Genomic DNA, 23,686 nt, shown 5'->3' with positions numbered 1-23,686 from the left:
GGACGATGCGCCGGGCGAACACGCCATTGCTGCTATGGATCGCGCAGGAGGTGCTGCCGCACGAACCGGCGCTGCGTCGATGGCTGCGCGGTGCCTTTCCCCAACATCAGGCGGACGACGTGATACAGGAAAGCTATTGCCGCCTCGCCGAACTGGACGGGTTCGCCCATATCGCCGACCCACGACGCTATCTGTTCCAGACCGCCCGCAACGTCGTGCTGGCCGAGATCCGCCGGACGCGCGTGGTGCGGATCGAGGCGGCGGGAACGTTGGCGGATATCGAGCCCGCCTTGATCGCGGACGAGCTGGATCCGGAGCGGATCGTTTCGGGGCGCGGGCTGCTCGGTCATGTCGAGGCGCTGATCGGTGCCCTGCCCGACCGGGCGCGCGCGATCCTGCGGCTGCGCAAGCTGGACGGCCTGTCGCAGCGCGAGATCGCCGAGCGGATGGGCGTGACCGAGACGATCGTGGAAAATGACCTGGCCCGCAGCCTGCGCACCGTGCTGGCGGGGTTGAGCGAGGACGAGCGCGCCGAACTGCCGACGCGCCAACGGATGAGACATGGACGAACGCCCCTCCGCCGCCGCCATTGACGCCGCCGCCGCTGCATGGGTCGCGCGGTTGGACCGCGGCGGGCCGGATGCGGGGCTGGACGCGTGGCTGGACGCCGACCCGCGCCACCGCGGGGCGCTGATCCGTGCGCAGGCGCTGTGGACCTCGCTGTCCGGCCTGCCCGCCGCCGCGGCCGAACCGCCGGTCATGTCGCGCCGTCGCTGGCTGGCGGGCACGGCGGGGCTGGTGGCGGCGGGCATTGCCGGGTTCGGCTGGTGGATACAGCATGATGCGGCGCAGGCATTCGCGACCGCGATCGGCGAGCGGCGCCCGGCGCGGCTGGCGGACGGGTCGACGATGCTGCTCAACACCGACAGCCGGTCGCGCGTGGCGATCGCGGGCGATGCGCGCCGGGTGATGCTGGACAGCGGCGAGGCCTGGTTCCAGGTCGCGCACGACACCACGCGCCCCTTCGTGGTGGAGGCGGGAGCGGTGCGGGTGCAGGCGGTGGGCACCGCCTTTTCCGTGCGCCGACTGGCGGGGCGGGCGCAAGTGGTGGTGAACGAGGGGCGGGTGCGCGTCTGGTCGGTGGACGCGCCGGCGCGCTTCCTCAACCTGACCGCCGGGTCGCGCGCCGTCGTTCGCGACGATCGCGGCGCGGACGAGGCGCAGGTGGCCCCCGCGCGCATCGACGAGGCGCTGGCCTGGCGCCGCGGCGAGATCGTGCTGGACGGCATGACGCTGGGCGATGCCGCGGCCGAGTTCAACCGCTACAACCGCCAGCAATTGTCGGTGGAGGCCGGACTGGCCGATCGCCGCATCGTCGGCTGGTTCCGCACCGACGATGTCGATGGCTTTGCCCGCTCCGCCGCGGCGATGACCGATGCGCGCGTCGAGCGGGACGGGGAGGCGATCCGGCTGCTCCGGGGGAACTGATCCGAATTAATTCGATCCGGTCCGGACGGAAATCGCCCGGCCGTCCATCTACCCTCGCGAGACGCACGCAGATGCGTCGCCAGACCAGAGGGGAGGATCTTCACATGCCGCTTCGTGCCACCTTCACCGCCGCATCGCTGATGGCCATCGTCGTCGCCAGCCCGGCCGCCGCCGCGGCGCAGACCAGGCGTTTCGACATCGCCGCGCAGCCCGCCGCCAGCGGCATCGTCGCCTTTGCGCGGCAGGCGGGCATCCAGGTGCTCGCGCCCGAGGAAGCGACGCGCGGCCGCCGCATCGCCGCGGTGCGCGGCAGCTACGCCGTACCCCAGGCGCTCCGCCGCGTCGCCGGGTCGGCCGGCCTGGCCGTCGCCTCGTTCGACGGACGCACCGCCATCCTCGCCGCCCCCCGCACCGCCGCCACCCGCCCGCAACAGGCCGACCCCGCCGCCCCGCAGGCCGACACCGTCAACCAGCCCGGCGAGGCCCCGACGCAGCAGGCGGACAACGAGCTGGACGCGATCATTGTCACCGGCACGCGCACCCGCGGCCAGACGGTGCTGACCTCCTCCTCCGCGATCACCGTCGCCACGCGCGAGGATCTGGACCGCAAGGCACCCCGATCGACCGCCCAGGCGCTGGAACTGGTTCCCGGCATCTTTGTCGAAGGATCCGGCGGCGAGGTGTCGAACAACTTCTCGGTACGGGGCCTCGCCGGCGGCGGACAGCAATTCGTACAGTTGCAGGAGGACGGCCTGCCCGTCTTCTACATCAATGCGCTGTCCGACACGATCCTGAAGCAGGAAGTCTATATCGACCGGCTGGAGGCGGTGCGCTCGGGCGCGTCGGGCATCCTGACCGTCAACGGCGCGGGCGCCACCATCAACTTCATCACCCGCAAGCCCGATTTCGACAAGGCGGGCGGCACCTTCCAGCTTACCACGTCGAGCTTCGCCACCGCGCGCGTCGACGCCTTCATGACCAAGCCGATCGCCGAGAACACCGCGATCGCGATCGGCGGCTTCTACCGCCGCGACGACGGCATCCGCGATCCCGGCTATGACGCCAATCAGGGCTTCCTGTTCCGCGCCGCCATCTCGCAGCGCTGGGACAGCGGCCGGCTGACCCTGTCCGCCAAGGTGGTGGACGATCACAACATCTTCTACGTGCCGATCCCGGTGACCGGTGTCGGCGATCCGCAATCGATCCCCGGCCTGTCCGCCACCCACGGCCTGTTGCAAAGCCGCGACTTCGGCCAGGTCCGGGTGCGCACCACGCCGACCACGGGCGCGTCGTTCAAGGACATCGACCTGACGGACGGCGTGCATACCAGGGCGCAGTCCTATGGCTACGACCTGACCCAGGATTTCGGACGCGACTTCAACTTCTTCGCGCGTGGCCGCTACACGCGCTTCGGCACCGACTTCAATTCGATCTTTTCCTACGACAATTCCGCCCTGCAACTCGCCTCCGAACGGCTGCGCACCACCGGCACCGGGCTGAATGCGACCAGCGTGCAGACGCTCACCCGCTTCGCGCCGGCGGGCGCCACTGGGCTTGGCCTGCGCTATGTCGATACCGGGCAGATCGTCCGCGGCGATGCCGCGCTGAACGCGCTCAACGGCAACGGCCTGATCGCCGAAAGCGTGATCGGCAACAACCGCGCGTCGGTGAAGGAATTCAACAGCGACACCGGCATCACCTGGCAGACGCCGACCAACTCGCTGACGATCGGCGGGCTGTTCACCCGCTCCAGCCGGTATAACGACGCGGTGGGCGCCGCCACCTTCCTGACCGACGTGCGCAACCGCGCGCGCCGCGTCGACGTGGTGGCCCTCAATGCCGCCAACGGCGTGGTCGGCTCGCTGACCGAAAACGGCTTCCTCAATTACGGCACCTTCGGCGAAGGGCCGAGCCGCGCCAAGTTCACCTCGATCTCCGCCTATGCCACCGACCAGTTGACGCTGTGGGACAAGCTCAGGATCGACGGCGGCATCCGCTTCGAACATTTCGTGTTCAACCGGCTGGGCGGCAACACGGTCGGACAGGTGCCGGTGGCGGGTGCAGGCGTCTTCACCCCCGGTGGCGTGCTGATCGCCGACAACGACACCATCATCGCCAACAACTACATCGCCCAATATGGCGGCGGCAGCTTCGACGGCACCTTTTCGCGCCAGCGCCGCGAATTCAACAAGATCGCCTGGACGCTGGGCGCCAACTATCTGATCACCGACCGTTTCGCCGTCTATGGCCGCTACGCCACCGGCTTCCAGGCGCAGGAACAGAACCGCCCGACCGACCTGCGCTTCGCCGAAGCCGGCCTGCGCTATTCCAGCCGGCTGGTGCAGGCATCGGTGACCGGTTTCTACACCAACTTCCTCGATTACCCGCAATCGCGCGACGTGCAGACGACGGTGAACGGCGTGACGGTGACGCAGCAGCTTACCGCCAATTCCGGCATCAAGGTCTGGGGCGGCGAGTTCGACGTGACCGTGCGGCCGGTCGACTGGTTCCGCGTCCAGGCGGTGGGCGTGATCCAGGAGTCGAAGATCGACATCCGCTCGCTCTCCGCCTTCCAGGGTGGCAACCCGATCGACATCAACCAGATCGCGCAAGGCCTGCGCACCCAGGTGGAAGGGTTCGACGGCAACAAGCCGGAACGGACGCCCGCGATCAACGTCGCGGTCACCCCCGCCATCGTGCTGCCCAACGGTCTGGGCGAGATCTACGGCAGCTGGCGGCGGATCGGGCGCATCTATGCCGATATCTCAAACCAGCTCGAACTGCCCGGCTACAGCCTGTTTTCGGCCGGCGTGATGGTCAATGTCGCGCCGGGCGTCACCTTCAACGCCTCGGTGGAGAATATCGGCAACGCCGTCGGCCTGACCGAGGGCAATCCGCGCGGCGGGTTCAACGAGAATACGGGATCGAACTTCTACTTTGCGCGGCCGATCAACGGGCGGAACGCAGTCGCCAGCCTGCGGTTCGATTTCTGAGCAACGACTGGTCGCCCTCACCCTTCCCATCGGCTTTGCCGATGGGCCCCTTCCCTCTCCCGCCGGGAGAGGGAGGGAGGCGCGTCAGCGCCGGAAGGGTGAGGGTGACCAAGCCAATCAATGGGATATAGCATGATCCGCCTCGTGCTCGCCGCCACGCTTGCCATCACCGCCGCCACCGCGGTCGCGCAGCAAGCCCCCCTGGCGTTTCGCATCGACGAAGGGCGCAACATCAACGCGTTCCTGCGCCAGGGGCCGGTGGCGGCGCATCTGCTGCTCCGCTCGGGCAGCGACCCGCGCATCCTCGTCGCCTTTCCCGCCGGCAACAGCGGCACCGGCCTGTGGTTCGAGAAGACCGCCAGGCCCGTGACATGGCGGCTCGATCAGGCGCCGACCCCGTATTCATCGGACAGGCTTCACGGCCTGCGGGCGGTGGCGAGCATCGATGCCCCCGAACTGCGCTTCCGGCAGGCGGTGCTGTCATCGGTACGCGTGCTGCGCGACTATGAGGCGCTGGGCAAGGCGCCTGCGGAGATACTGGTCGCCGGCCGCGCGGGCACATGGGCGCGGGACCGGCTGGACGGCGCCCCCGGCTATGCGCTGTCGGTATCGGGCCTGCGCGGCACCAGGATCGAGGGAGACCGGGTGAAAGCCGGTCCCGATGGCCGCATCACGCTGGCGATCACCGCCGCCACCGGCGAGACGCCGCTGACCCCGCTCGCCGGCTCCGCCCTCCTGAACGCACAGGCGGGCAGCGACATGCGCGCGCGCAACGCGCTGCAATTCCTGTCCTATCGCGAGAAATATCTGGCGGGATCATGGCGGTTCGACACCTATTTCGGCCGCGACACGCTGATGAGCCTGCGCCTGCTGATGCCGGTGCTGCAACCCGCCGCCGTGGAGGCCGGGCTGGGCGCGGTGCTCGCCCGCCTCGCCGCCAATGGCGAGGTCGCGCATGAGGAGGATATCGGCGAGTTCGCCGTGCTGCGCAACATGCGCGAAGGCCGCGGGCGCGTCGCGACGCCGATCTACGACTATGCGATGATCGATGACGACTTCATGCTCGCCCCCGTCGCCAGTGCCTGGCTGCTCGGGCGCGGCGCCCCGCGTGCGGCGACCTTTCTGAACGGCCGCGATGCCGCCGGTCGGACGCAAGGCGACCGGCTGGTGGCGAACTTCGCCTGGGTGGTGGAGCGTACCGCCGCCTTTGCCGCATCGCCCGGTGTCGACCGCCTTGTCGGATTGAAGGGCGACCGCCTGACCGGGCAATGGCGCGACAGCGAGGAAGGTCTGGGGCGTGGCCGCTACGCCTATGACGTGAATGCGGTGTGGGTGCCCGCTGCGCTGGATGCGATCGCCGCGATCGACCGCGCCGGGCTGCTCAAGTCCTTCGGCACCCCCGCCCAGCGCGCCACCATCGGCAGGGCAGGTGCGCAGGCCGCCGCATGGCACCGCGCCGCGCCACCGTTGTTCGCGGTCACGATCCCGGCGGACCGCGCCGCGCAGGCGGTGGGCGACTATGCCGGACAGGTGGGCGTCCCCGCGCAAGGCGCGCTTGCCGCGCTCGGGACCGCGCCGGTGACGTTCAACGCCCTGTCGCTGATGGCGGATGGCAGGCCCGTGCCGGTGCTGCATTCGGATGACGGCTTTGCGCTCCTTTTCACCGATCCCGATGCGGCGGCGCTCGACCGCTCGCTGACCGCGATGATGCGTCCCTTCCCCGCCGGGTTGATGACGCCGGTCGGCCTGCTCGTCGCCAACCCCGCCTTTGCCGCGCGCGACGTGCAGGCGCGCTTCGGCGCCGGCGCCTATCACGGCACCGTCGTCTGGTCCTGGCAACAGGCGGTGCTGGCCGCAGGGCTGAACCGCCAGATCGCGCGCACCGACCTGCCCGCCGCTGTCCGCGCCAGGGCGGTGGCGGCGCGCGCGCAACTCTGGCGCGCCATCCAGTCGGCGGGCGAGGTGCGCACCTCCGAACTCTGGTCCTGGGCCTACCGGGATGGCGGCTACCGCGTCGCCCCGTTCGGCGCGCCGTCGGGGGACGCAGACGAATCCAACGCCGCGCAACTGTGGAGCACGGTGTTCCTCGCGCTGCAGCCGCCGGCACCGTGACCGCGGCGCGGGTGCTCGACCGCCGCACCCTGCTGGCCCGCGCCGGGCTGCTCGCCGCCGCCGCCGCGATCCCCCGCCCCGCCGGCGCCGCCACGACCCGCATCAACGCGCTCATCGCCCGCATGACGATCGAAGAGAAGGCGGGGCAGCTTTCCTGTTTCAACGACGAGATCCGCCCCGTGGGCGCGGTGTTCAACCCGGTGGTGAATGCGCAAGGGGCTGCGGCGCAACTGGCCGACATCCGCGCCGGGCGCATCGGCATGCTGTTCAACGGCTATGGCGCGCAAGGGGCGATCCGCGCGCAGGAGGCGGCACTGGCCAGCCGGTTGCGCATCCCGCTGCTGTTCGCCGCCGACCTCATCCATGGCTGCCGCACCATTTTTCCCATTCCGCTGGGCGAAGCCGCCGCCTTCGATGGTGACCTGTCGCGGCGCGTTGCCCGCGCCGTCGCGGTGGAGGCGCGCGCGGCGGGGATCCACTGGACCTTCGCCCCGGTGGTCGATGTCGCGCGTGACCAGCGCTGGGGGCGGGTCGCGGAGGGCGCGGGCGAGGATGTGGCGCTGAACGTCGCGCTGGCGGTGGCGCGCGTCCGCGGCTTCCAGGGCGCCGGCCTTTCCGGCGCCGATGCGCTTGCCGCCACGCCCAAGCATTTCGCCGGCTATGCGGAGGTGCGCGGCGGCATGGAATATGGCGCGGTCGACATGAGCGACGCGCAACTGCGCGAGGTGGTGTTGCCGCCCTTCGCCGCCGCCTTTCGCGCCGGGGCCGCGGCGACGATGGCCGCGTTCACCGCCTTCAACGGCATTCCCGCCACCGCCAATCGCCACCTGCTGACCGACATCCTGCGCGAGGATCTGGGCTTCACCGGCGTCTGCGTGTCCGATTATGACGCCGACCGCGAACTGATCGCGCACGGTGTCGCCGCGGACGAAGCGGATGCCGCGCGCCTCGCCATCCTGGCGGGCATCGACATGTCGATGCAGAGCGGGCTGTTCCAGCGTCACCTCCCCGCCCTGGTGGCAAGCGGCGCGGTGCCGATCGCCGTGGTCGACCGCGCCGTCGCCCGCGTGCTGGCGTTGAAGGACGCGTTCGGCCTGTTCGACGATCCCTTTCGCGGGCTCCGCCAGCCCGCCGCCCCGCCGCCCACCGCCCCGCCGCCCACCGCCCTTGCGCGCGAGGCGGCGACGCGCAGCATCGTTCTGCTGCGCAACGAGGGCGCGGTACTGCCACTCGCCCCCGCTACCCGCGTCGCGCTGATCGGCCCGTTTGGGGCCGATCGCACGCATCTGAACGGCCCCTGGTCGTTCGCCGGTCGCGCGGAGGACGGGGTCGACCTCGCCACCGCGATCCGCCCCCTTGTGGTCGAGCCGGGCAGCGGCATCCACCATCCCCTGCCCGGCGGCATCGACCGCGCCGTGGCGGCGGCGCGCGCGGCGGACGTGGTGCTGCTCGCCATCGGGGAGGGCGCGGACATGTCGGGCGAGGGCAACAGCCGCGTCGCGATCACCGTTCCGGCCGCGCAACAGGCCTTGGCCGAAGCGGTGGCCGCCACCGGCAAACCGCTCGTCATCCTGCTGCGTCACGGCCGCGCGCTGGCGCTTGAGGGCGCGGTGCGCGATGCCCCCGCGATCCTTGCTACCTGGTTTCTGGGGGCCCAGACCGGCCACGCGGTTGCCGATATCCTGTTCGGCCGCGCCGAGCCGTCCGGCCGCCTGCCCGTCAGCTTCCCGTTTGCCACCGGCCAGCAACCCTGGAGCTACGACCGCCCCGCCACCGGCCGCCCCGCCCCCGACGACGCTCCCCTCGCCCCCGGCCGCGCCCATTGGCGCGACGCCCCCGACCGCGCGCTCTTCCCCTTCGGCGCCGGCCTCTCCTACACCCGCTTCGCGCTCGACAGGGTGCGCGTGCCCGCCACCATCCCCTACGGCGCACCGGTCCCCGTCTCGGTCCGCGTCCGCAACATCGGCCCCCGCCCCGGCCTCGCCTGCATCCGCCTCGACATCCACGACCGCGTCGCCAGCCGCATCCGCCCCGTCTGGCAGATGAAACGCTGGCTCCGCCTGTCCCTCGCCCCCCGCGCCGCACGGCACGTCACCTTCACCCTGACCCCCGACGACCTCGCCCTCATCACCCCCACCGGCCACCCATCGGTCGAACCAGGCGCATTCGACATCCGCCTGTCGGAGGGCATGGAGGCAACGGCCTTCACCAGTTTCACCGTCACCCCCCACGATGCGCCTATCCTGGAAATTAACGGAGGTTCTTCTGTTCCTTAACGAAGTCTGACACAACGGACCCAAGGAGCAACATGCATCAAGAGGAGCCAGGATCGCGCGTCGAAGCGCTGGAGCGCAAGAACGCGGTGCTGGAGGGCATCAATCGCATCTTCCGCGAGATGCTGGCCATCCGCTCCGACGAGGCACTCGGCCAGCTATGCCTGTCGATCGCCGAGGAGGTGACGGGCGCCACCATCAGCTTCATGGGCGCGATCAACACCGCCACCGACCAGTTGGACGATCTGGCGATCAGTCCGGGCGGATGGGCCGCCTTCTCGATGAACGACCCCGCCTTTTCCCACGGCGTGGCGCCATCGGGCCTGAAGATCCACGGCATCTATGGCCGCGTGCTGCGCGATGGCCGGACCGAGATTGCGAACGATCCCGCCAGCCACCGCGACCGCATCGGCACGCCGCACGGCCACCCGCCGCTCACATCCTTCATGGGCGTGCCGCTGCTGGTCGGCACGCGCGTCGTCGGCATGATCGGGCTGGGCAACCGGCCCGGCGGCTTCGGGCCGGAGGAACGCGAGGTGATGGAGGCGCTCGCCCCCGCCATGTGCCAGGCACTGGTCAGCCGACGCACCGGCCGGGCCCTGGCGACCAGCGAGAGCAAGTTGCGCCGCCTGTTCGACACGATCGACGAGGGCATCGCCCGGATCGAACTGCTGTACGATGCCGATGGCGCCGCCACCGCGCTGCGCTGGCTGGAGGTGAACCGCGCCTTTTCGCAGCATACCACGCTCGGCGACGTCACCGGTCAGGTGGTGAGCGAGGTCATGCCACATTATCCGCGCGCATGGATCGAACGCTATGCGCAGATTTTGCGCACGGGACGCGCCGAACGCTTTGAGCGGCATGTGCCCGAGTTGAACCGCTGGTTCTCCATCTACGCGGCTCCCGCCGCCGATGGCGGCGCCAACGAGGTCGCGCTGGTCTTCACCGACATCACCGGGCGCAAGCAGGCCGAGGCGGCACTGCGCGAAAGCCGCGCGCGTCTGGAAACACTGGTTGCCGGCATTCCGCATCTGGTATGGCGCGCGGAGGATCACGGCGCCTGGACCTGGGCCAGTCCGCAATGGACCGCGATCACCGGCCAGACGGAACCCGACTCGCTGGCATTTGGCTGGCTCGATCGTATCCACCCGGACGACCGGGAGCGTGCATGCGAGGCTTGGGCCCAGGCCGACGCGCGCCGCGCCTATCGTGCCGATTACCGGATCTGGCACGTGGCGGACGATCGCTATCGCTGGTTCCAGACCCGCGCGGTGCCGCGTCGTGCCGAGGACGGCACGATCGTCGAATGGCTCGGCACCTCCACCGACGTGCACGAGTTGCGCCAGCTGCAGGACCGCCAGCAATTGCTGGTCGCCGAGTTGCAGCACCGGGTGCGCAACATGCTGTCGGTCGTCCGCTCGGTCTTTGCCCGCTCGATCGAGATGGGCGGCTCGCCCGAGGAAGGCGCCTCGCACTTTAAGGGGCGGCTGGATGCGCTGGCCCGCACGCAGGTGATCGTGACGCGCAGCGCGAGCGGCCGGGTCGACCTGGAAAACCTGATCCGCGACGAATTGCTCAGCGTCGGCGCGGCCAACGCGCCCAATGTGCGGCTGGATGGCCCCGATGTCGCATTGCCGGCATCGGCCGCGGAATCGCTGGGACTGGCGGTGCACGAACTGACGACCAACGCGATCAAATATGGCGCATTGCGCTGCACCGCCGCGACCCTGTCGATCGGCTGGAACATCCTTGCCGCAGAGGATGGTGAACGCACGCTGGTGCTGACATGGGTTGAGGACGGCGTCGACGACATCACCGATGCGCCCATGCAGGGCTTTGGCCGGGAACTGATCGAGGATGCACTACCCTATCGCCTGGGTGCGCAGACGCGACTGGAATTCGGGCCACGCGGCGTGCGCTGCACGATCGCGATCACATTGCATGAAGAACGGGAGGACGCACATGGCTTCGAATTGCGATGAGGCGCAGGTCGATTTGACGGGCAAGCGCATCCTGATCGTCGAGGACGAATATTACATCGCCTCCGACCTGAAGCGCGCGTTGCAACAGGCGGGTGCCTCTGTCGTCGGCCCGGTCGGCGATCTGCGCCGCGGCCTGGCGCTGGCCGGACAGGAACCACTCGACGCCGCCGTGCTGGACGTCAATCTTCAGGAAAGCGCATCCTTCCCCATCGCCGACGCGCTCGACCGCCGATCGGTGCCGTATATGTTCCTGACCGGCTACGACGCCTGGGCCCTGCCCGCCGCCTATGCCGGCGCGCCCCGCCTCATCAAGCCGATCGGCGTCGACGCGGTACTGAGCGAAGTGCAATCGCTGATCCGCCAGCAGAAATAACGGGCCGAGGCATCAGGCGCCGCGCGGCATCCGCTCCTCCCGTGGAAAACCGCTGGCGCCCCCGCCGACGCTCTGCTAAGCGCGCGCTTCCAGGCACCCGTAGCTCAGCTGGATAGAGCGCTGCCCTCCGAAGGCAGAGGCCACAGGTTCGAATCCTGTCGGGTGCGCCAGCTTCCAAATACCAATCCGGCGAACGCGTGACGAGCCCCGCTCGGGCGCGTGGGAAAGCCATGTCTCCTTCAAAAGCCACGCCCGCCAAACGCATTCGGGGCGGCGCGAGATGATCGCGCCGCCCCGAACGACTTGATGCTTCCGTTGATCGTCAGAGGGTCAGGCGAACCGTCATCTGATATTGGCGGTCGCTCTTGAAGTAGGTGCGCGGCGCTTCCAGGCCTTCGCGGTTGAGGACGAAGGTCGTCTTCGTGGTCGTATCCAACAGGTTCTGGACCTGCAGACCAATCTTGAAGTTGCGATTGACCGTATAGATCAACGAACCGTCCATCTGGCCGACACCCAGGGCATAGACCGGCAGGAACGGGAAGCAGCAGTCACGATTGGTCAGCAGATACTTCGATCGCCAGCTATAGGCGACGCGGGCCGAGATATTGAACAGGTCGTAGAACACGGCCGCATTGACGTTATATTTCGACAACTGCGCCAACGGCAGCGTGTCGTAGATGCCCGTAACGTCAAGCGGCGGGCGGTTACCGTCATTGGCGGCGTTGGCCGGACGCGCATTGGGAATCGTGCCCGGATCGATATAGGTAAAGGTCGCCTGTGTTCCTAGGCCGCGCAGGATGCCCGGCAGGAAGTCGTAGGTCTGCTGGTACGAGAGTTCCGCGCCCTTGATGTTTGCCTTGCCGGGCGCGTTGTCCGGACCGTTTACCGTGACGTCGAACGTCTGGCCATTGTTCGTGAAGGAACGCGTATAGCCGAAATTGTCGAGGATGATGTTGGACAGTTGCTTGTAGAACACTGCACCAGTCAGCGATCCGACCTTGGCGAAATACCATTCCGCGGTAAGGTCAAGCTGCTTGGCATCGATCGGGCGCAGATACGGATTACGCGCAGTCGACTGGAAGCCATAGGTGCCGACACCGTTGGTGTCCGCCGGTACCACCCCGATGAAGTTGCGCAGGTCGTTGAACGCCGGGCGCGAGATCGCCTTGGACGCGGCGAACCGCATCTGGAAGGTCGGACTCACGCGGTACAACAGGTTGAGGCTCGGCAACCACTTGTCGAAGCTTTGCGCCGCAGTATCCGGGAAGGACGCATTGTTCGAGAAGGCGAAGACAGCGGCCTGTTGTGCCGGTGTGATCGTGCAGATCGGGCGAACGTTGTTGTTCGGGTTGGGCGATGCGCAGAAGTCCGCGATGGTCGAGAAGCTGCCGAGGGTCGAGGATATCTGCGGAAAGCGGATGGCGCCCACGGCTTCGTTGCGGCTGTGCACGAAACGCACGCCGATATTGCCCGACAGGTCGGACGACCCGCCCCCAATCCCCTCGACGCCGAAATCGGCACGGACATAGCCCGCCCAAGTCGTCTCGCGATTGCGGTAAACCTCGGTCGGCAGGAAATAGCCCTCGATCAGGTCGGTGCCCCGATCCTGCAACGGTGTGTAACTGCCGCCCGATGCCTTGGTGGCGGCGCGCAGCAGGTTCGTCAGCGCCTCGTGATCCTTCAGCACCGCATCCGAGATGAAGGGCGACGTCGGCGGTGCAACGGCCTGTCCGCGGAAGAAGTTGGAAAAGTTGAAGTTCGAAACCGACCCGGCATATTTGTCGAGCGAGGCGATGCCGCCCGAGGTCCAGGTGTCGGACACCGCGCCCCAGTTGCTGTAGTCGTTGGTGCGCACCGTCTGGGCACGGCGTGCATAGCGTGCCCCGACCCGGACCTTGCGCAGGAACGAATCCTCCGACACGTCATATTGCGCATCGCCGCGGAACGCCCATTCATCGCCGTCGGTGATCGCGCGGTTGTTCATCGCGTTGCGGATGAAGATGTTGGCGGGGTTGCCGAAATAGGCGGCGACATCCTGGCCTGCCGGGGTGATCGGCGTGATCTGCGGGATGCCGCTGCGATTGTCGATAGCGACGCCGGCAAAGGTCGTCACGTCGGCGGTATCGTCCCGGTCGTTCGACTTGCTCAGGACATATTGCGCATCAAAATTCAGGTGCAGGCGATCGGTGGGCGACCATTTCAGGTTCAGCGACTGATCCTGCGTATACCCGTCGGTCTTGAAGAAGCGGTTGGTAAAATAGTTATACTGCCCGCCCCCGGCGCGAACCACCGTGCCGTTGGTGAAAATGCCGTTCGCATCATAGCCGTTCTGGCTGAACACCTGCCCGGCACGTGGTGCAAAAGGATTGTAGCCTTGCGGGAAGATCGCCGTGGCATCGCCATAATAGACGTTGGGCTCGTTGGTGCGATCCAGCCATTCCTGCTTCGACTCGGCGCGCAGGAACTGCCCGGTCAGCAACAGATTGCCCGATGCGTTCTCATATTGCAGGCCGCCCGAATAACCGATGCGCGTGCGGTTGAAGCGCTGCAGACGCGAGCCCGCGCCCAGCGGCGCATAGACGAACGACCGGCCCGCGGGCACGGGGAAATTGTCCCACAATGTCCGCTGAAAGGCTGTGCCGGCGTTGATCACACGGCCCTCGCCGGGATCCTGCTGCGCATTGCCGTTGGTATCGTCGTTGAACCGCGGCAGCAGCGAGGAGAAGAACACCGAGTCCGACCGGCTGCGCTGCTGGTTATAGGTGCCGCTGGCGAGCAGGCCGATCCGCCCGCCATTGCCCAGTTCCCACTGCTTGGAAAACAGCCCGACCACGGCCGGCGCGCTGCGCTCCGCCAGATCGCCGTAATTCACGCTGCCCGACAGGTAGACGAGCGTTTCCCGACTGTCGAACGGCTTGCGTGTGTTGATGTTGACAGTGCCCGAAATGCCGCCCTCGATCAGGTCTGCGGTCAGGTTCTTGAACACCTCGACCGATCCGACGAGCTCGGTCGGCACGTCGTTGAAGCCGATCTCGCGGCCGCCGCCGACGCCGAAGCTGTCGCGCCCGTTGAACTCGCCACGTACATAGCTGAGACCGCGGATGGTGACGCCCGACCCCTCAACCGAGAAGTGGGCGGTGTCGCTGGCGGAGGCGAAGCGCGTGATCGCGACGCCCGCCACGCGCTGCAAGGCCTCGTTCACCGAACGGTCGGGCAGCGCGCCGATATCGTCGGCGGTGATCGCATCGACCACCGTGTCGGAATTGCGCTTGATGTTCTGCGCGCTGGCCAGGCTCTGGCGCACGCCGGTGACGACGATCTCGTCGCGGCCCGTATCCGGCGGCGTTACTGACGCTTCCTGCGAACTGCCCGACGTGCCGGTGGTGTTGCCGGCCTGCTCGGGTGCGGTCGGCGCGGTGCCATCGCTGGCGGCCGGCGTGCCGGAAATCGTGCCCTGCGACCCTGCACCCGCGGGCTTGGCGGCACCGACATCGCTCGCCTGGCCCCAGGCCGGCTGCGATGCGAGCAGCAACGCCAGTGTCGATACACCCACATGCAACACCTGACGCCCAACGCGAGCGTCACGCAAACCGCGACCCGTCATGCAACCCCTCCAATCACGCCCCGACCATCTGCCGGTCTTGCGCCGGCAATGGCATCTCGGCCCGCATGGCCGTGATCGCATCGACTATCTTAGAGCCGAACCGGCCGCAAGACGGATTTCAGAAATTAATATAAGTATTATTCAATCAAAGTAGCCGCCGTTTGCAGCAATTTTGCCATAAGTTAGGATCATGCGATTAACATCCTGAGATCGCTTCAATTATCAGCTGGATTATCTTCAGCATCGAAGCCGACACTGTGTCGGATTCGACACAGGCCAACTGCATTCTTCTACAAAGGATGAGTAATGGCACGACCGGCGCAAATTGAAGAATTATCAATTTACATCAGCAGGATAGCGCCGCAGATGACAGACTGACTTGGGCGTGGGCCAGCATCGATCGAAGGGCCTGGATCCGTCACCCCGGCAGTGCAGGTCACGTCGCCCGCCGCGCGCGCCGCGCGATCAACATGGGGCTGTCATTCGCCGGACCATCCCATGGCGCCATGCGGTGAGCAAATCGCCGACGATGGACAAGCCAAGGCTTGCCCGCCCGCGCCTCAGTGCGCCCGCGCGCTCCCGGTCAGCCAGGCGCGCGCCTTGCGCTGTGCTTCGGCGATTTCACGGGCGCTCATGTCCATCGCGATTTCGGCGCGCGCGACCTGTGCCGGCACGAAGCCGCTGATCGCTGCCAGATTGAACCATTTATGCGCTTCGACCAAGTCGAGCAGCGTGCCGCCCGATCCGGTCGAGCAGGCAACCCCGCGATCATACAGCGCGACACCGTCGCGCACCCCCTGTTCCACCCCATTTGCCATCATGACGAAAATCCCTGTCCATCCACTCGACCGGTGCGTTCGGTCGATTCGTTCGATGGACAGGGTTTGGGGCCGATTCGATCGATATCTGGTTAACGCGTTAACCCTGATCGACAGGCACGTTGTCGATCAGGCGGGTGCTGCCCATGCGCGCCGCCGCCAGCAGGCGCCGGGGCCGATCCGCCGCCGGCTCGACCGCCAGCGTCTCGGCATCGGCCAAGGCGACATAATCCACCTCGAAGCCCGCGGCGGTCAGCGTGGTGCGCGCATCGTCCAGCACCGCGACGACATCCTCGCCGCGCGCGATGGCGCGGGCCGCCACCCCCAGTGCGCGGGGCAGCGCTACCGCCTTGGCACGCTCGTCCGCATCCAGATAGATGTTGCGCGACGACAAAGCGAGCCCGTCATCCTCGCGCTGGGTCGGTACGCCGACGATCTCGATCCCCATGTCCAGGTCCGCGACCATGCGGCGGATGACCGCGATCTGCTGGAAATCCTTTTCGCCGAAATAGGCGGCGTCCGGGCGCACCTGGTTGAACAGCTTGGTGACCACGGTCGCCACGCCGTCGAAATGGCCGGGCCGCGCCGCGCCGTCAAAGCCTTCCGACACGCCCGAGACGTGGATCGTGGTGGCGAACCCGTCCGGATACATGGTGTCGACGCCGGGCATCCACACCGCATCGCAACCCGCCTCGGTCAGCATGCGGATGTCGGCCATCTCACGCCGGGGATAGCGGCCCAGATCCTCGTTCGGGCCGAACTGGCGCGGATTGACGAAGATCGACGCGACGACCTTCGTGCCCGGCCGCTTGGCCGCCTCGATCAGCGAGACATGTCCCGCATGCAGGGCCCCCATGGTGGGCACCAGCACGACGCGGGAGCCCTCCGACCGATATTCCGCCACGGCTGCGGCAAGCGCGTCCCGTTCGCGAATGACTTGCACTGATTTTACCCCTCGTTCCCCAGGCCGGGGGCTTCTATGTAGGGTGGCAACAGGGATCAATAAGGAAGCGACGAGTTGCCCGAGCGGCCCCCGCATACCCATGTCATCGTCTTCGCCAATGAAAAGGGCGGAACCGGCAAGTCGACCACCGCGGTCCACGTCGCGATCGCGCTTGCCGCAAAGGGCGCCCGCGTCGCGTGCTTCGACCTCGATCATCGCCAGCGCACCGTCGGCCGCTATCTGGACAATCGTGCCGAGACCATCCGGCGCAGCGGCATCGCGCTGCCCATGCCCAAACATGCGACGCACAGCAGCCAGACCGAGGAAGGGTTCGAGGAGACCTGGTTCCGGCTGTGCCAGGATGCCGATTTCCTGATCGTCGACACGCCCGGCCGCGACGATCCGTTCGCACGCACCGCGGCGGCCCTGTCCAACACGCTGGTCACGCCGATGAACGACAGCTTTGTCGATTTCGACCTGATCGGGCAGGTCCATCCGGAAACCTTTCAGGTGACCCGTCCCTCCTTCTATTCCGAACTGATCTGGGACGCGCGCAAGCAGCGCGCACGGCAGGACGGCACCACCATCGACTGGGTCGTGCTGCGCAATCGCCTGCAACATATCGAGGCGCGCAACATGCGCCGCGTGTCGGATGCGTTGACGCAGCTCGCCAAGCGGGTCGGCTTCCGCATCATCCCGGGCCTTGGCGAACGGGTCATCTACCGCGAGATGTTTCCGGCAGGCCTGACCATGATCGACGCCAAGGAATTTGGCCAGATGGGCCTTGCCCATGTCGCCGCGCGCCAGGAACTGCGCGAGATGATGGCGGCGCTGCAACTGCCCGAGGCCGATGCGCCGGACGCGGCCGCGTGAAGCGGATCCCAGCATGAAGTGGATCCCGGCATGAAATGGATTATCGTCGCGCTGGTGATCTGGCTGGCGTGGCGTTTCCTGGCCAAGCCCAAGCCGAAGCGCAAGGCCGCGAGCATGAGCGATGAAACCGCGGCACGCGCCCTGCTCGGTCTGGACGCCGCCGCCGGGCCGGATGCCATTCGCGCCGCGCACCGCCGGCTGGTGGCCGATACCCATCCCGATCGCGGCGGCTCGGCAGAGCTGACCCGCCGGATCAACGCCGCGCGCGACCTGTTGCTCAAGGCGCGTAGCTGACCCCTGCCCCCTTTGCGGACCCGAGATGACCCAGCCGATCCACCCCACCGCGCTTCGCGAATACGACATCCGTGGCACCGTGGGGCAGACGCTGGACGAGGGCGCCGCCTATGCGATCGGCCGTGCCTTCGCCACGCGGGTGCGCCGCGCCGGGGGAGCCCGCGTTGCGGTCGGCTATGACGGGCGCCTGTCCTCGCCCGCGCTGGAGGCGGCGCTGGTCGACGGGCTGACCGCGTCGGGCGTGGATGTGGTGCGCATCGGCATGGGGCCCACCCCGATGCTGTACCATGCGGAGGCGACGCTAGAAGTGGAAGCCGCCATACAGGTAACCGGCAGCCACAATCCCGCCCAGGACAACGGCTTCAAGATGGTGCTTCAACATCATCCCTTTTACGGCGAGGACATTCAGGATCTCGCGCGGATCGCCGCGACGCAAAGCTGGGATCAGGGGCGGGTTGGGACGGTGACGGACACGCCGACCATCGAGGCCTATCTCAGCCGTCTGACGGCGGGATATGCCGGGGGGCGCTTCCGCATCGGCTGGGACGCGGGGAACGGGGCCTCCGGTCCGGTGGTCGAGCGACTGGCGCGGCTTCTTCCCGGTGAGCATCATCTGCTTTTCACCGATGTCGACGGAAGTTTTCCCAATCATCATCCCGATCCTACCGAAGAAGCCAATCTTACGCATCTGAAACGACTCGTCATCGACAAAAAGCTCGATTTCGGATTTGCTTTCGATGGCGATGGCGACCGGATCGGCGCCGTCGACGGGCAGGGTCGCGTGCTTTGGGGCGACCAGTTGCTCGCCATTCTCGCGGTGCCGACGCTGGCCGAACATCCCGGGGCGCCGATCGTCGCCGACGTGAAGGCCAGCCAGACCCTGTTCGACCGCATCGCCGAACTGGGCGGCCAGCCGGTCATGGCCCCCACCGGCCACAGCCTGATGAAGGTCGCGATGGCGCGGACCGGCGCACCGCTGGGCGGCGAGATGTCGGGCCATCTGTTCTTTGCGCGAGACTGGTACGGCTTTGACGATGCGCATTACGCCGCGATCCGCCTGATCCGCGCCATTCATCTGTCCGGCGGCTCGCTGGACGCGCTGCGCGACGCGATGCCGGTGCGCGTCGCCACCCCCGAATTGCGGCTGCCGGTCGAGGAGGCCCGCAAGTTCGCGGTTGCCGATGCCATTGTCGACGCAGTCGTCGCGGAGGGCGCACGGGTGGATCGCACCGACGGCGCCCGCGTGACGACACCCGACGGCTGGTGGCTGCTCCGCGCCTCCAACACCCAGGCCGCGCTCACCATTCGTGCAGAAGCCGCGGACCAGGCGGGCCTCGACCGGCTGCTCGCAACCATCGACCGCCACCTCGCGGCGCACGACCTGCGGCGTTGAGGCCTGCCAGCGGCCATCGCGCACGCGCTGACCATTAAGGCTCGCATTTCCGCCCTTGCGCGCCCACATAGCGGGCATGCGCGCCCGCCAGCAGCCCGACATCATCCGAGTCATCGATCTGGAGACCACCGGCTCCGCCCCGCCCACCCATGCCGTGTGCGAGGTCGGCTGGCAGGACGTGGCCCTGGGCGCCGATGGCCGCTGGGAGCTTTATGGCGAGGGTGGCAGCATCCTGGTCAATCCCGGCCGCCCGATCCCGCCGATCACCCAGGCGATCCATCATATCCTGGACGAACAGGTCGCCGACGCGCCCTGGTGGCACGATGTCGCACGCCAGGTGCTCGATCCCTGGCCGCGCCGCCTGGCGCTTGCCGCGCACCGCGCCGATTTCGAGCAGCAATATTGCACGCCCGCCTTTACCCGTTCGGCCGACTGGATCTGCACCTGGAAATGCGCGCTGCGCCTGTGGCCGGACAGCCCCAGCTTCTCCAATCAGGTGCTGCGCTACTGGCGCAAGCCCGACGGGCTGGAGCATGAACGCGGCCTGCCCATCCACCGCGCCTTTCCGGACGCCTATGTCACCGCTTTCCACCTGCGGGACCAGTTGAACGAGGCAAGCCTTGCGCAACTGCTCGAATGGTCGCGCCAGCCCGGCCTGCTGCCCCGTGTCCGCTACGGCCCGGACCGCGGCAAGGACTGGCGCGAGATCGAGGAGGAATCGCTCGTCGGCTTCCTGTCGGACCGCGATCCCGACGTCCGCTTCACCGCGGAAACCGAGATGGCCCGGCGCCGCGGCGGCGGCCATATCGGCCGGCCCAGCGCGCAGGAATTGCTGCTGTAACGTCTTTTGAATAGCAACACCCTGTAATAGCGGCATTTTTACGCGAAACGACGCGGACGACTCCCTCTGGCGCCGGACAAAGCCTTGGCGTAAGGCCGGGCCCATGTTGGGGGCCTCCAAAGGGATCGCACGCAAGGGATTGATGGGCCGCTTCCTGATCGGAAGCATGGCGCTCGGCTTTGCCGCGCTTATCGCGATCGGCTTCGCGGCCTTTTTCACGCTGAACAATGCGCAGCGTCATACCAGCGCGCTGATCCATTCCTACCAGGTGGAAAGCACGATCGCCGATATCGGCCGGCTGGTCGAACAGGCCGAAACCTCGCGCCGCGGCTATATGCTGTCGGGCCGCGCCTCCTTTCTCACCACCCATGCCAGGGCCGCCGGCGCGATCCCGGTCGCCGTCGATCGCTTCGCCGCGCTGACGCGGGACAATCCGCGCCAGCAGGAACTGGTCGCCGGCGTACGCGGCAATCTCCGTACCCTGCTGGCCGAGCATGCGCGCACCAATGCCCTTGTCCGTGCCGGCCGGGGCAGCGCGGCGCTTGCCCGGTTCCGTGCGCAGACGGGCGCGCACATCGTCCTTGCGCTGCGGGAGAACTTCGCCGCGATGAATGCGGACGAGCGCCGCCTCCTCGCCTACCGCGCCACCGAGCGCGCATCGAGCGAGCGGGTCTTCTACATCGTGCTGGTCGCCGGCGTGGTGGTGTTCGTGCTGGTCGCGCTCGCCTCGCTGCTCACCATCCTGCGCTATACCCGCGACCTGGCCGCCTCGCGCGACGAGCTCGGCCTGCTCAACGAAACGCTGGAAGATCAGGTGGAGGAGCGCACCGCCGATCTCGCCCTCGCCAACGAGGAAATCCAGCGCTTCGCCTATATCGTCAGCCACGACCTGCGCTCGCCCCTCGTCAACGTCATGGGCTTCACCGCCGAGCTTTCCGCCGCCACCGCCCCCCTCGCCGAACTCGTCACCCGCGCCGAGGCGGAAGCCCCGCATATCGTGACGGAAGACGCCCGCCTCGCCGCGCGCGAGGATCTGCCGGAATCGATCCGTTTCATCCGCACCTCGACGGCCAAGATGGACCGCCTCATCAACGCGATCCTGAAGCTCAGCCGCGAAGGGCGCCGCACCATCGCGCCCGAACCGCTCGACCCCGCCGCGCTGGTCGACACCATTATCGCCTCGATCCAGCACGTCATCGACGAACGCGGCGTCACCGTCACCGTGCGCCGGCCGATGCCGCGCATCGTCACCGACCGGCTGGCGATCGAGCAGATCCTGTCCAACCTGATCGAGAACGCGACCAAGTACCTCCAACCCGGCCGCGCCGGTCAGGTCACCGTGTCCGCGGTTCGCGACCGGGCCCGCGTCATCATCTCGGTGGCGGACAATGGCCGCGGCATCGATCCGCGCGACCATCAGCGGATCTTCGACCTGTTCCGCCGCTCCGGCCAGCAGGATCAGCCGGGCGAGGGCATCGGCCTCGCCCATGTCCGCGCGCTCGCCTATCGCCTGGGCGGCACCATCGCGGTCGAGTCGCAACTCGGCCAGGGCGCTACCTTCCACCTTTCGCTTCCCTCCACCCTCCATCAGGACGTGCCCGCCTCATGAACGACCATCGCACCGTCGGCATCATCATGATCGAGGATGACGAGGGCCATGCCCGCCTCATCGAAAAGAACATCCGCCGCGCCGGCATCCTGAACGATCTGAAGCATTTCACCGACGGCACCACCGCGCTTCAGCATCTGTTCGAGGCCGCCGACGGCCCCGCCAAGAACGGCCCGGCGCTGGTCCTGCTCGACCTCAACCTGCCCGACATGAGCGGCACCGACATCCTCGCCCGCATCAAGGCGGAGGACAGCCCGCTCAAGCGCACCCCCGTCGTCGTGCTGACCACCACCGACGACAAGGTGGAGATCCAGCGCTGCTACGATCTGGGCTGCAACGTCTACATCACCAAGCCGGTGAACTATGAGAGCTTCGCGCAGGCGATCCGCCAGCTCGGCCTGTTCCTGTCGGTGATCCAGGTGCCGGAGATCGAGGACTGAGCGTGACCGACGGCGCCCCCCGCATCCTCTATATCGACGACGACGCCGGACTGTGCCGGCTGGCGAGCCGCGTGCTGCGCCGCCACGGCTATCAGGTGACGAGCGCGCCGGACGGCGCCACCGGGCTGGCGGAGGCCGCGGCCGCGTCGTTCGACCTGATCGCGGTCGACCATTACATGCCGGGGATGGACGGGCTGGAAACGCTGCAGCGCATCCGCGAACTGCCCGCCCCCCCGCCGGTCGTCTATGTCACCGGGTCGGACGAAGGCCGCATCGCGGTCGCCGCGCTGAAGGCGGGGGCCGCCGATTATGTGGTGAAGACGGTGGGCGAGGATTTCTTCGACCTGCTGTCCGCCAGCTTCGCCCAGGTGCTGGACCGCGCCGCGCTGGAACGCGACAAGGCCCGGGCCGAGGCCGATCTGCGCGCCTCCAACGCCCGGCTGGAGGCGTTGCTCGGCGAGGTGAACCACCGCGTCGCCAACTCGCTGCAACTCGTCTCCGCGATGGTGGGGTTGCAGGCGGGTGTGCTCGCCGACCAACAGGCGCGCGACGCGCTGGCCGATACGCAGCGGCGCATCCAGGCGATCGCGCAGGTGCACCGCCGCCTCTACACCGCCAACGACGTCGAAAGCGTCGACATGCGCGACTATCTCGGCGCACTGGTCGACGAACTGGCGGAAACCTGGTCGACCGACAGCGCCCCGCGCGCGCTACGCCTCGCGGCGGAGCCGATCCGCCTGCCGACCGACAAGGCGGTGTCGCTGGGCGTGATCGTGACGGAACTCGTCACCAACGCCTGCAAATACGCCTATCCCGCCGACGCCTCGGGCGAAGTCCGCGTCCACCTCACCCGCGACGGCGACGACGGCTTCCTGCTGATCGTCGAGGACGATGGCTGCGGCCTGTCGATCGGCGCCGCGCCCCGGGGCACCGGCCTCGGCACCCGCCTGATGCGCGCCATGGCGCAAAGCCTGCACAGCAGCCTCGAATACGACCCCGCCCACCGCGGCGCCCGCGCCATGCTGAAGGCCAGCATCGCTTAATTCCTATACCCCTCTCCCCCCTGGGGAGAGGGAGGGGCCCATCGCGAAGCGATGGGAGGGTGAGGGGCCGCCGCACAGCGCCACATCAGAACGTGATCGTTTTACCGTGATCCGCACGCCATGAGTCACGACAACCCGCGCCGAACCCCCTCCAGCACTACCCCGAACACCGCATGCGATGCCGCGCTGTATGCATGCGTCACAGCCGGCGTATCCTGCGGCGCCGGCCCCCAGCCAAAGGCCGGCACCCCGACGTCATCGATTGCCAGCATCGTCGCCATCCCGAACGGCACGCCGAAGCCGCGCGCGATGCGCGGATCGCCCGCCACCAGCGCGCCATAGGCGACGCCGATCGCCGCACCCGTCGCATAATGGACCAGCGTTCCCGCCGTTTCGCGCCGCTTCTGCGTCACCGGGTCGCCGGTTACCAACCGGCTGGCGCTGTCCGCCGCCTTCACCGTCGCGGGATCGTCGTTGCTGCCGCCGCCCATCAGCGGCGACACGCCGCGCTGGAACGCGTCCATCGCCGCGGCCGCCACCAGCCCACCGGCCAACCCGATCCCCATCGCCTGCCAAAGCCTTGCCATCGCACCCGTTCCTTGTCGCC

At 67.8% G+C, this 23,686-nt stretch carries 18 protein-coding genes and 1 tRNA gene; 15 read left to right on the top strand and 4 right to left on the bottom strand.

Features of this window, described 5'->3' with window-relative positions:
* Window positions 1–5 precede the first annotated feature (5 nt).
* From GQR91_RS07185 to GQR91_RS07150, 8 genes are all read left to right on the top strand, one after another.
* Window positions 6–593, top strand: coding sequence for an RNA polymerase sigma factor (locus GQR91_RS07185; protein WP_149682266.1), 588 nt, complete (start codon window positions 6–8; stop codon window positions 591–593).
* Entirely contained in the window at window positions 562–1,488 is a 927-nt protein-coding gene (locus GQR91_RS07180) for a FecR family protein (RefSeq protein ID WP_149682267.1), read from the top strand. Before GQR91_RS07185 ends, GQR91_RS07180 begins: the two co-directional genes overlap by 32 nt.
* 104 nt (window positions 1,489–1,592) lie before the next feature.
* Window positions 1,593–4,481, top strand: a complete 2,889-nt coding sequence (locus tag GQR91_RS07175; RefSeq protein ID WP_160146759.1) for a TonB-dependent siderophore receptor — start codon at window positions 1,593–1,595, stop codon at window positions 4,479–4,481.
* A 132-nt stretch (window positions 4,482–4,613) separates the two neighbouring features.
* Window positions 4,614–6,593, top strand: coding sequence for a hypothetical protein (locus GQR91_RS07170; RefSeq protein WP_174236636.1), 1,980 nt, complete (start codon window positions 4,614–4,616; stop codon window positions 6,591–6,593).
* The gene (locus GQR91_RS07165) at window positions 6,590–8,869 is read left to right on the top strand and encodes a glycoside hydrolase family 3 N-terminal domain-containing protein (protein ID WP_235904007.1); all 2,280 of its coding nucleotides are present in this window, start codon (window positions 6,590–6,592) and stop codon (window positions 8,867–8,869) included. The genes GQR91_RS07170 and GQR91_RS07165 overlap by 4 nt, the downstream gene beginning before the upstream one ends.
* Window positions 8,870–8,901: 32 nt before the next feature.
* On the top strand, window positions 8,902–10,848 hold the full coding sequence (locus GQR91_RS07160) for a GAF domain-containing protein (protein ID WP_149682270.1): 1,947 nt from the start codon (window positions 8,902–8,904) through the stop codon (window positions 10,846–10,848).
* The gene (locus GQR91_RS07155) at window positions 10,829–11,221 is read left to right on the top strand and encodes a response regulator (RefSeq protein ID WP_149682271.1); all 393 of its coding nucleotides are present in this window, start codon (window positions 10,829–10,831) and stop codon (window positions 11,219–11,221) included. The genes GQR91_RS07160 and GQR91_RS07155 overlap by 20 nt, the downstream gene beginning before the upstream one ends.
* A gap of 93 nt (window positions 11,222–11,314) precedes the next feature.
* A tRNA-Arg gene (locus GQR91_RS07150) sits at window positions 11,315–11,391 on the top strand.
* Between the two features lie 152 nt (window positions 11,392–11,543).
* Here the strand turns inward: GQR91_RS07150 and GQR91_RS07145 are convergent.
* The 3 genes from GQR91_RS07145 to panC all read right to left on the bottom strand — a co-directional run bounded on the left by GQR91_RS07145 (window position 11,544) and on the right by panC (window position 16,586).
* Window positions 11,544–14,774 carry a TonB-dependent receptor gene (locus tag GQR91_RS07145; protein WP_160146760.1) on the bottom strand — a complete coding sequence of 1,077 codons (3,231 nt, stop codon included), beginning with the start codon at window positions 14,772–14,774 and terminating at the stop codon, window positions 11,544–11,546.
* Window positions 14,775–15,385: 611 nt separating this feature from the next.
* Entirely contained in the window at window positions 15,386–15,646 is a 261-nt protein-coding gene (locus GQR91_RS07140; RefSeq protein WP_112381916.1) for a hypothetical protein, read from the bottom strand.
* Window positions 15,647–15,743: 97 nt separating this feature from the next.
* Entirely contained in the window at window positions 15,744–16,586 is an 843-nt protein-coding gene (panC, locus tag GQR91_RS07135) for a pantoate--beta-alanine ligase (RefSeq protein WP_149682273.1), read from the bottom strand.
* A gap of 75 nt (window positions 16,587–16,661) precedes the next feature.
* On the opposite strand from panC, the gene GQR91_RS07130 reads away from it, so the two are divergent.
* The 7 genes from GQR91_RS07130 (at window position 16,662) to GQR91_RS07100 (ending at window position 23,079) form a co-directional block, all read left to right on the top strand.
* On the top strand, window positions 16,662–17,459 hold the full coding sequence (locus GQR91_RS07130; protein ID WP_112381914.1) for a division plane positioning ATPase MipZ: 798 nt from the start codon (window positions 16,662–16,664) through the stop codon (window positions 17,457–17,459).
* A 30-nt stretch (window positions 17,460–17,489) separates the two neighbouring features.
* The gene (locus tag GQR91_RS07125; protein ID WP_149682274.1) at window positions 17,490–17,753 is read left to right on the top strand and encodes a J domain-containing protein; all 264 of its coding nucleotides are present in this window, start codon (window positions 17,490–17,492) and stop codon (window positions 17,751–17,753) included.
* Window positions 17,754–17,778: 25 nt separating this feature from the next.
* Window positions 17,779–19,146, top strand: coding sequence for a phosphoglucomutase/phosphomannomutase PgmG (pgmG, locus tag GQR91_RS07120; RefSeq protein WP_149682275.1), 1,368 nt, complete (start codon window positions 17,779–17,781; stop codon window positions 19,144–19,146).
* A 76-nt stretch (window positions 19,147–19,222) separates the two neighbouring features.
* A complete protein-coding gene (locus tag GQR91_RS07115; RefSeq protein ID WP_112381911.1) occupies window positions 19,223–19,987 on the top strand; it encodes an exonuclease domain-containing protein in 765 nt (254 codons plus the stop codon).
* Between the two features lie 103 nt (window positions 19,988–20,090).
* Complete coding sequence (locus GQR91_RS07110; RefSeq protein WP_149682276.1) at window positions 20,091–21,596, top strand: sensor histidine kinase; 1,506 nt, start codon at window positions 20,091–20,093, stop codon at window positions 21,594–21,596.
* Window positions 21,593–22,036 (top strand): response regulator, encoded by a 444-nt coding sequence (locus GQR91_RS07105; protein WP_112381909.1) that lies wholly within the window; start codon window positions 21,593–21,595, stop codon window positions 22,034–22,036. Before GQR91_RS07110 ends, GQR91_RS07105 begins: the two co-directional genes overlap by 4 nt.
* A 2-nt stretch (window positions 22,037–22,038) precedes the next feature.
* Complete coding sequence (locus GQR91_RS07100) at window positions 22,039–23,079, top strand: sensor histidine kinase (protein WP_375781572.1); 1,041 nt, start codon at window positions 22,039–22,041, stop codon at window positions 23,077–23,079.
* Window positions 23,080–23,204: 125 nt separating this feature from the next.
* Here GQR91_RS07100 and GQR91_RS07095 read toward each other — a convergent pair whose 3' ends face one another.
* Window positions 23,205–23,666 carry a DUF1440 domain-containing protein gene (locus GQR91_RS07095; RefSeq protein ID WP_149682278.1) on the bottom strand — a complete coding sequence of 154 codons (462 nt, stop codon included), beginning with the start codon at window positions 23,664–23,666 and terminating at the stop codon, window positions 23,205–23,207.
* Window positions 23,667–23,686 lie beyond the last annotated feature (20 nt).

This window comes from Sphingomonas carotinifaciens (assembly GCF_009789535.1).
GTDB classification, from domain to species: domain Bacteria; phylum Pseudomonadota; class Alphaproteobacteria; order Sphingomonadales; family Sphingomonadaceae; genus Sphingomonas; species Sphingomonas carotinifaciens.
Note: the sequence above shows the minus strand (reverse complement) of the source record. Positions and strands in the feature narration are given on the sequence as shown.

Bases quoted from the DNA above. Each gene is read 5' to 3' on its own strand.
- GQR91_RS07125 (WP_149682274.1), top strand. From the start codon at position 17,490: ATGAAATGGATTATCGTCGCGCTGGTGATCTGGCTGGCGTGGCGTTTC.
- pgmG (WP_149682275.1), top strand. From the start codon at position 17,779: ATGACCCAGCCGATCCACCCCACCGCGCTTCGCGAATACGACATCCGT.
- GQR91_RS07160 (WP_149682270.1), top strand. From the start codon at position 8,902: ATGCATCAAGAGGAGCCAGGATCGCGCGTCGAAGCGCTGGAGCGCAAG.
- GQR91_RS07170 (WP_174236636.1), top strand. From the start codon at position 4,614: ATGATCCGCCTCGTGCTCGCCGCCACGCTTGCCATCACCGCCGCCACC.
- GQR91_RS07095 (WP_149682278.1), bottom strand. From the start codon at position 23,666: ATGGCAAGGCTTTGGCAGGCGATGGGGATCGGGTTGGCCGGTGGGCTG.
- GQR91_RS07115 (WP_112381911.1), top strand. From the start codon at position 19,223: ATGCGCGCCCGCCAGCAGCCCGACATCATCCGAGTCATCGATCTGGAG.
- GQR91_RS07155 (WP_149682271.1), top strand. From the start codon at position 10,829: ATGGCTTCGAATTGCGATGAGGCGCAGGTCGATTTGACGGGCAAGCGC.
- GQR91_RS07175 (WP_160146759.1), top strand. From the start codon at position 1,593: ATGCCGCTTCGTGCCACCTTCACCGCCGCATCGCTGATGGCCATCGTC.
- GQR91_RS07105 (WP_112381909.1), top strand. From the start codon at position 21,593: ATGAACGACCATCGCACCGTCGGCATCATCATGATCGAGGATGACGAG.
- GQR91_RS07140 (WP_112381916.1), bottom strand. From the start codon at position 15,646: ATGATGGCAAATGGGGTGGAACAGGGGGTGCGCGACGGTGTCGCGCTG.
- GQR91_RS07185 (WP_149682266.1), top strand. From the start codon at position 6: ATGCGCCGGGCGAACACGCCATTGCTGCTATGGATCGCGCAGGAGGTG.
- GQR91_RS07180 (WP_149682267.1), top strand. From the start codon at position 562: ATGGACGAACGCCCCTCCGCCGCCGCCATTGACGCCGCCGCCGCTGCA.
- GQR91_RS07110 (WP_149682276.1), top strand. From the start codon at position 20,091: ATGTTGGGGGCCTCCAAAGGGATCGCACGCAAGGGATTGATGGGCCGC.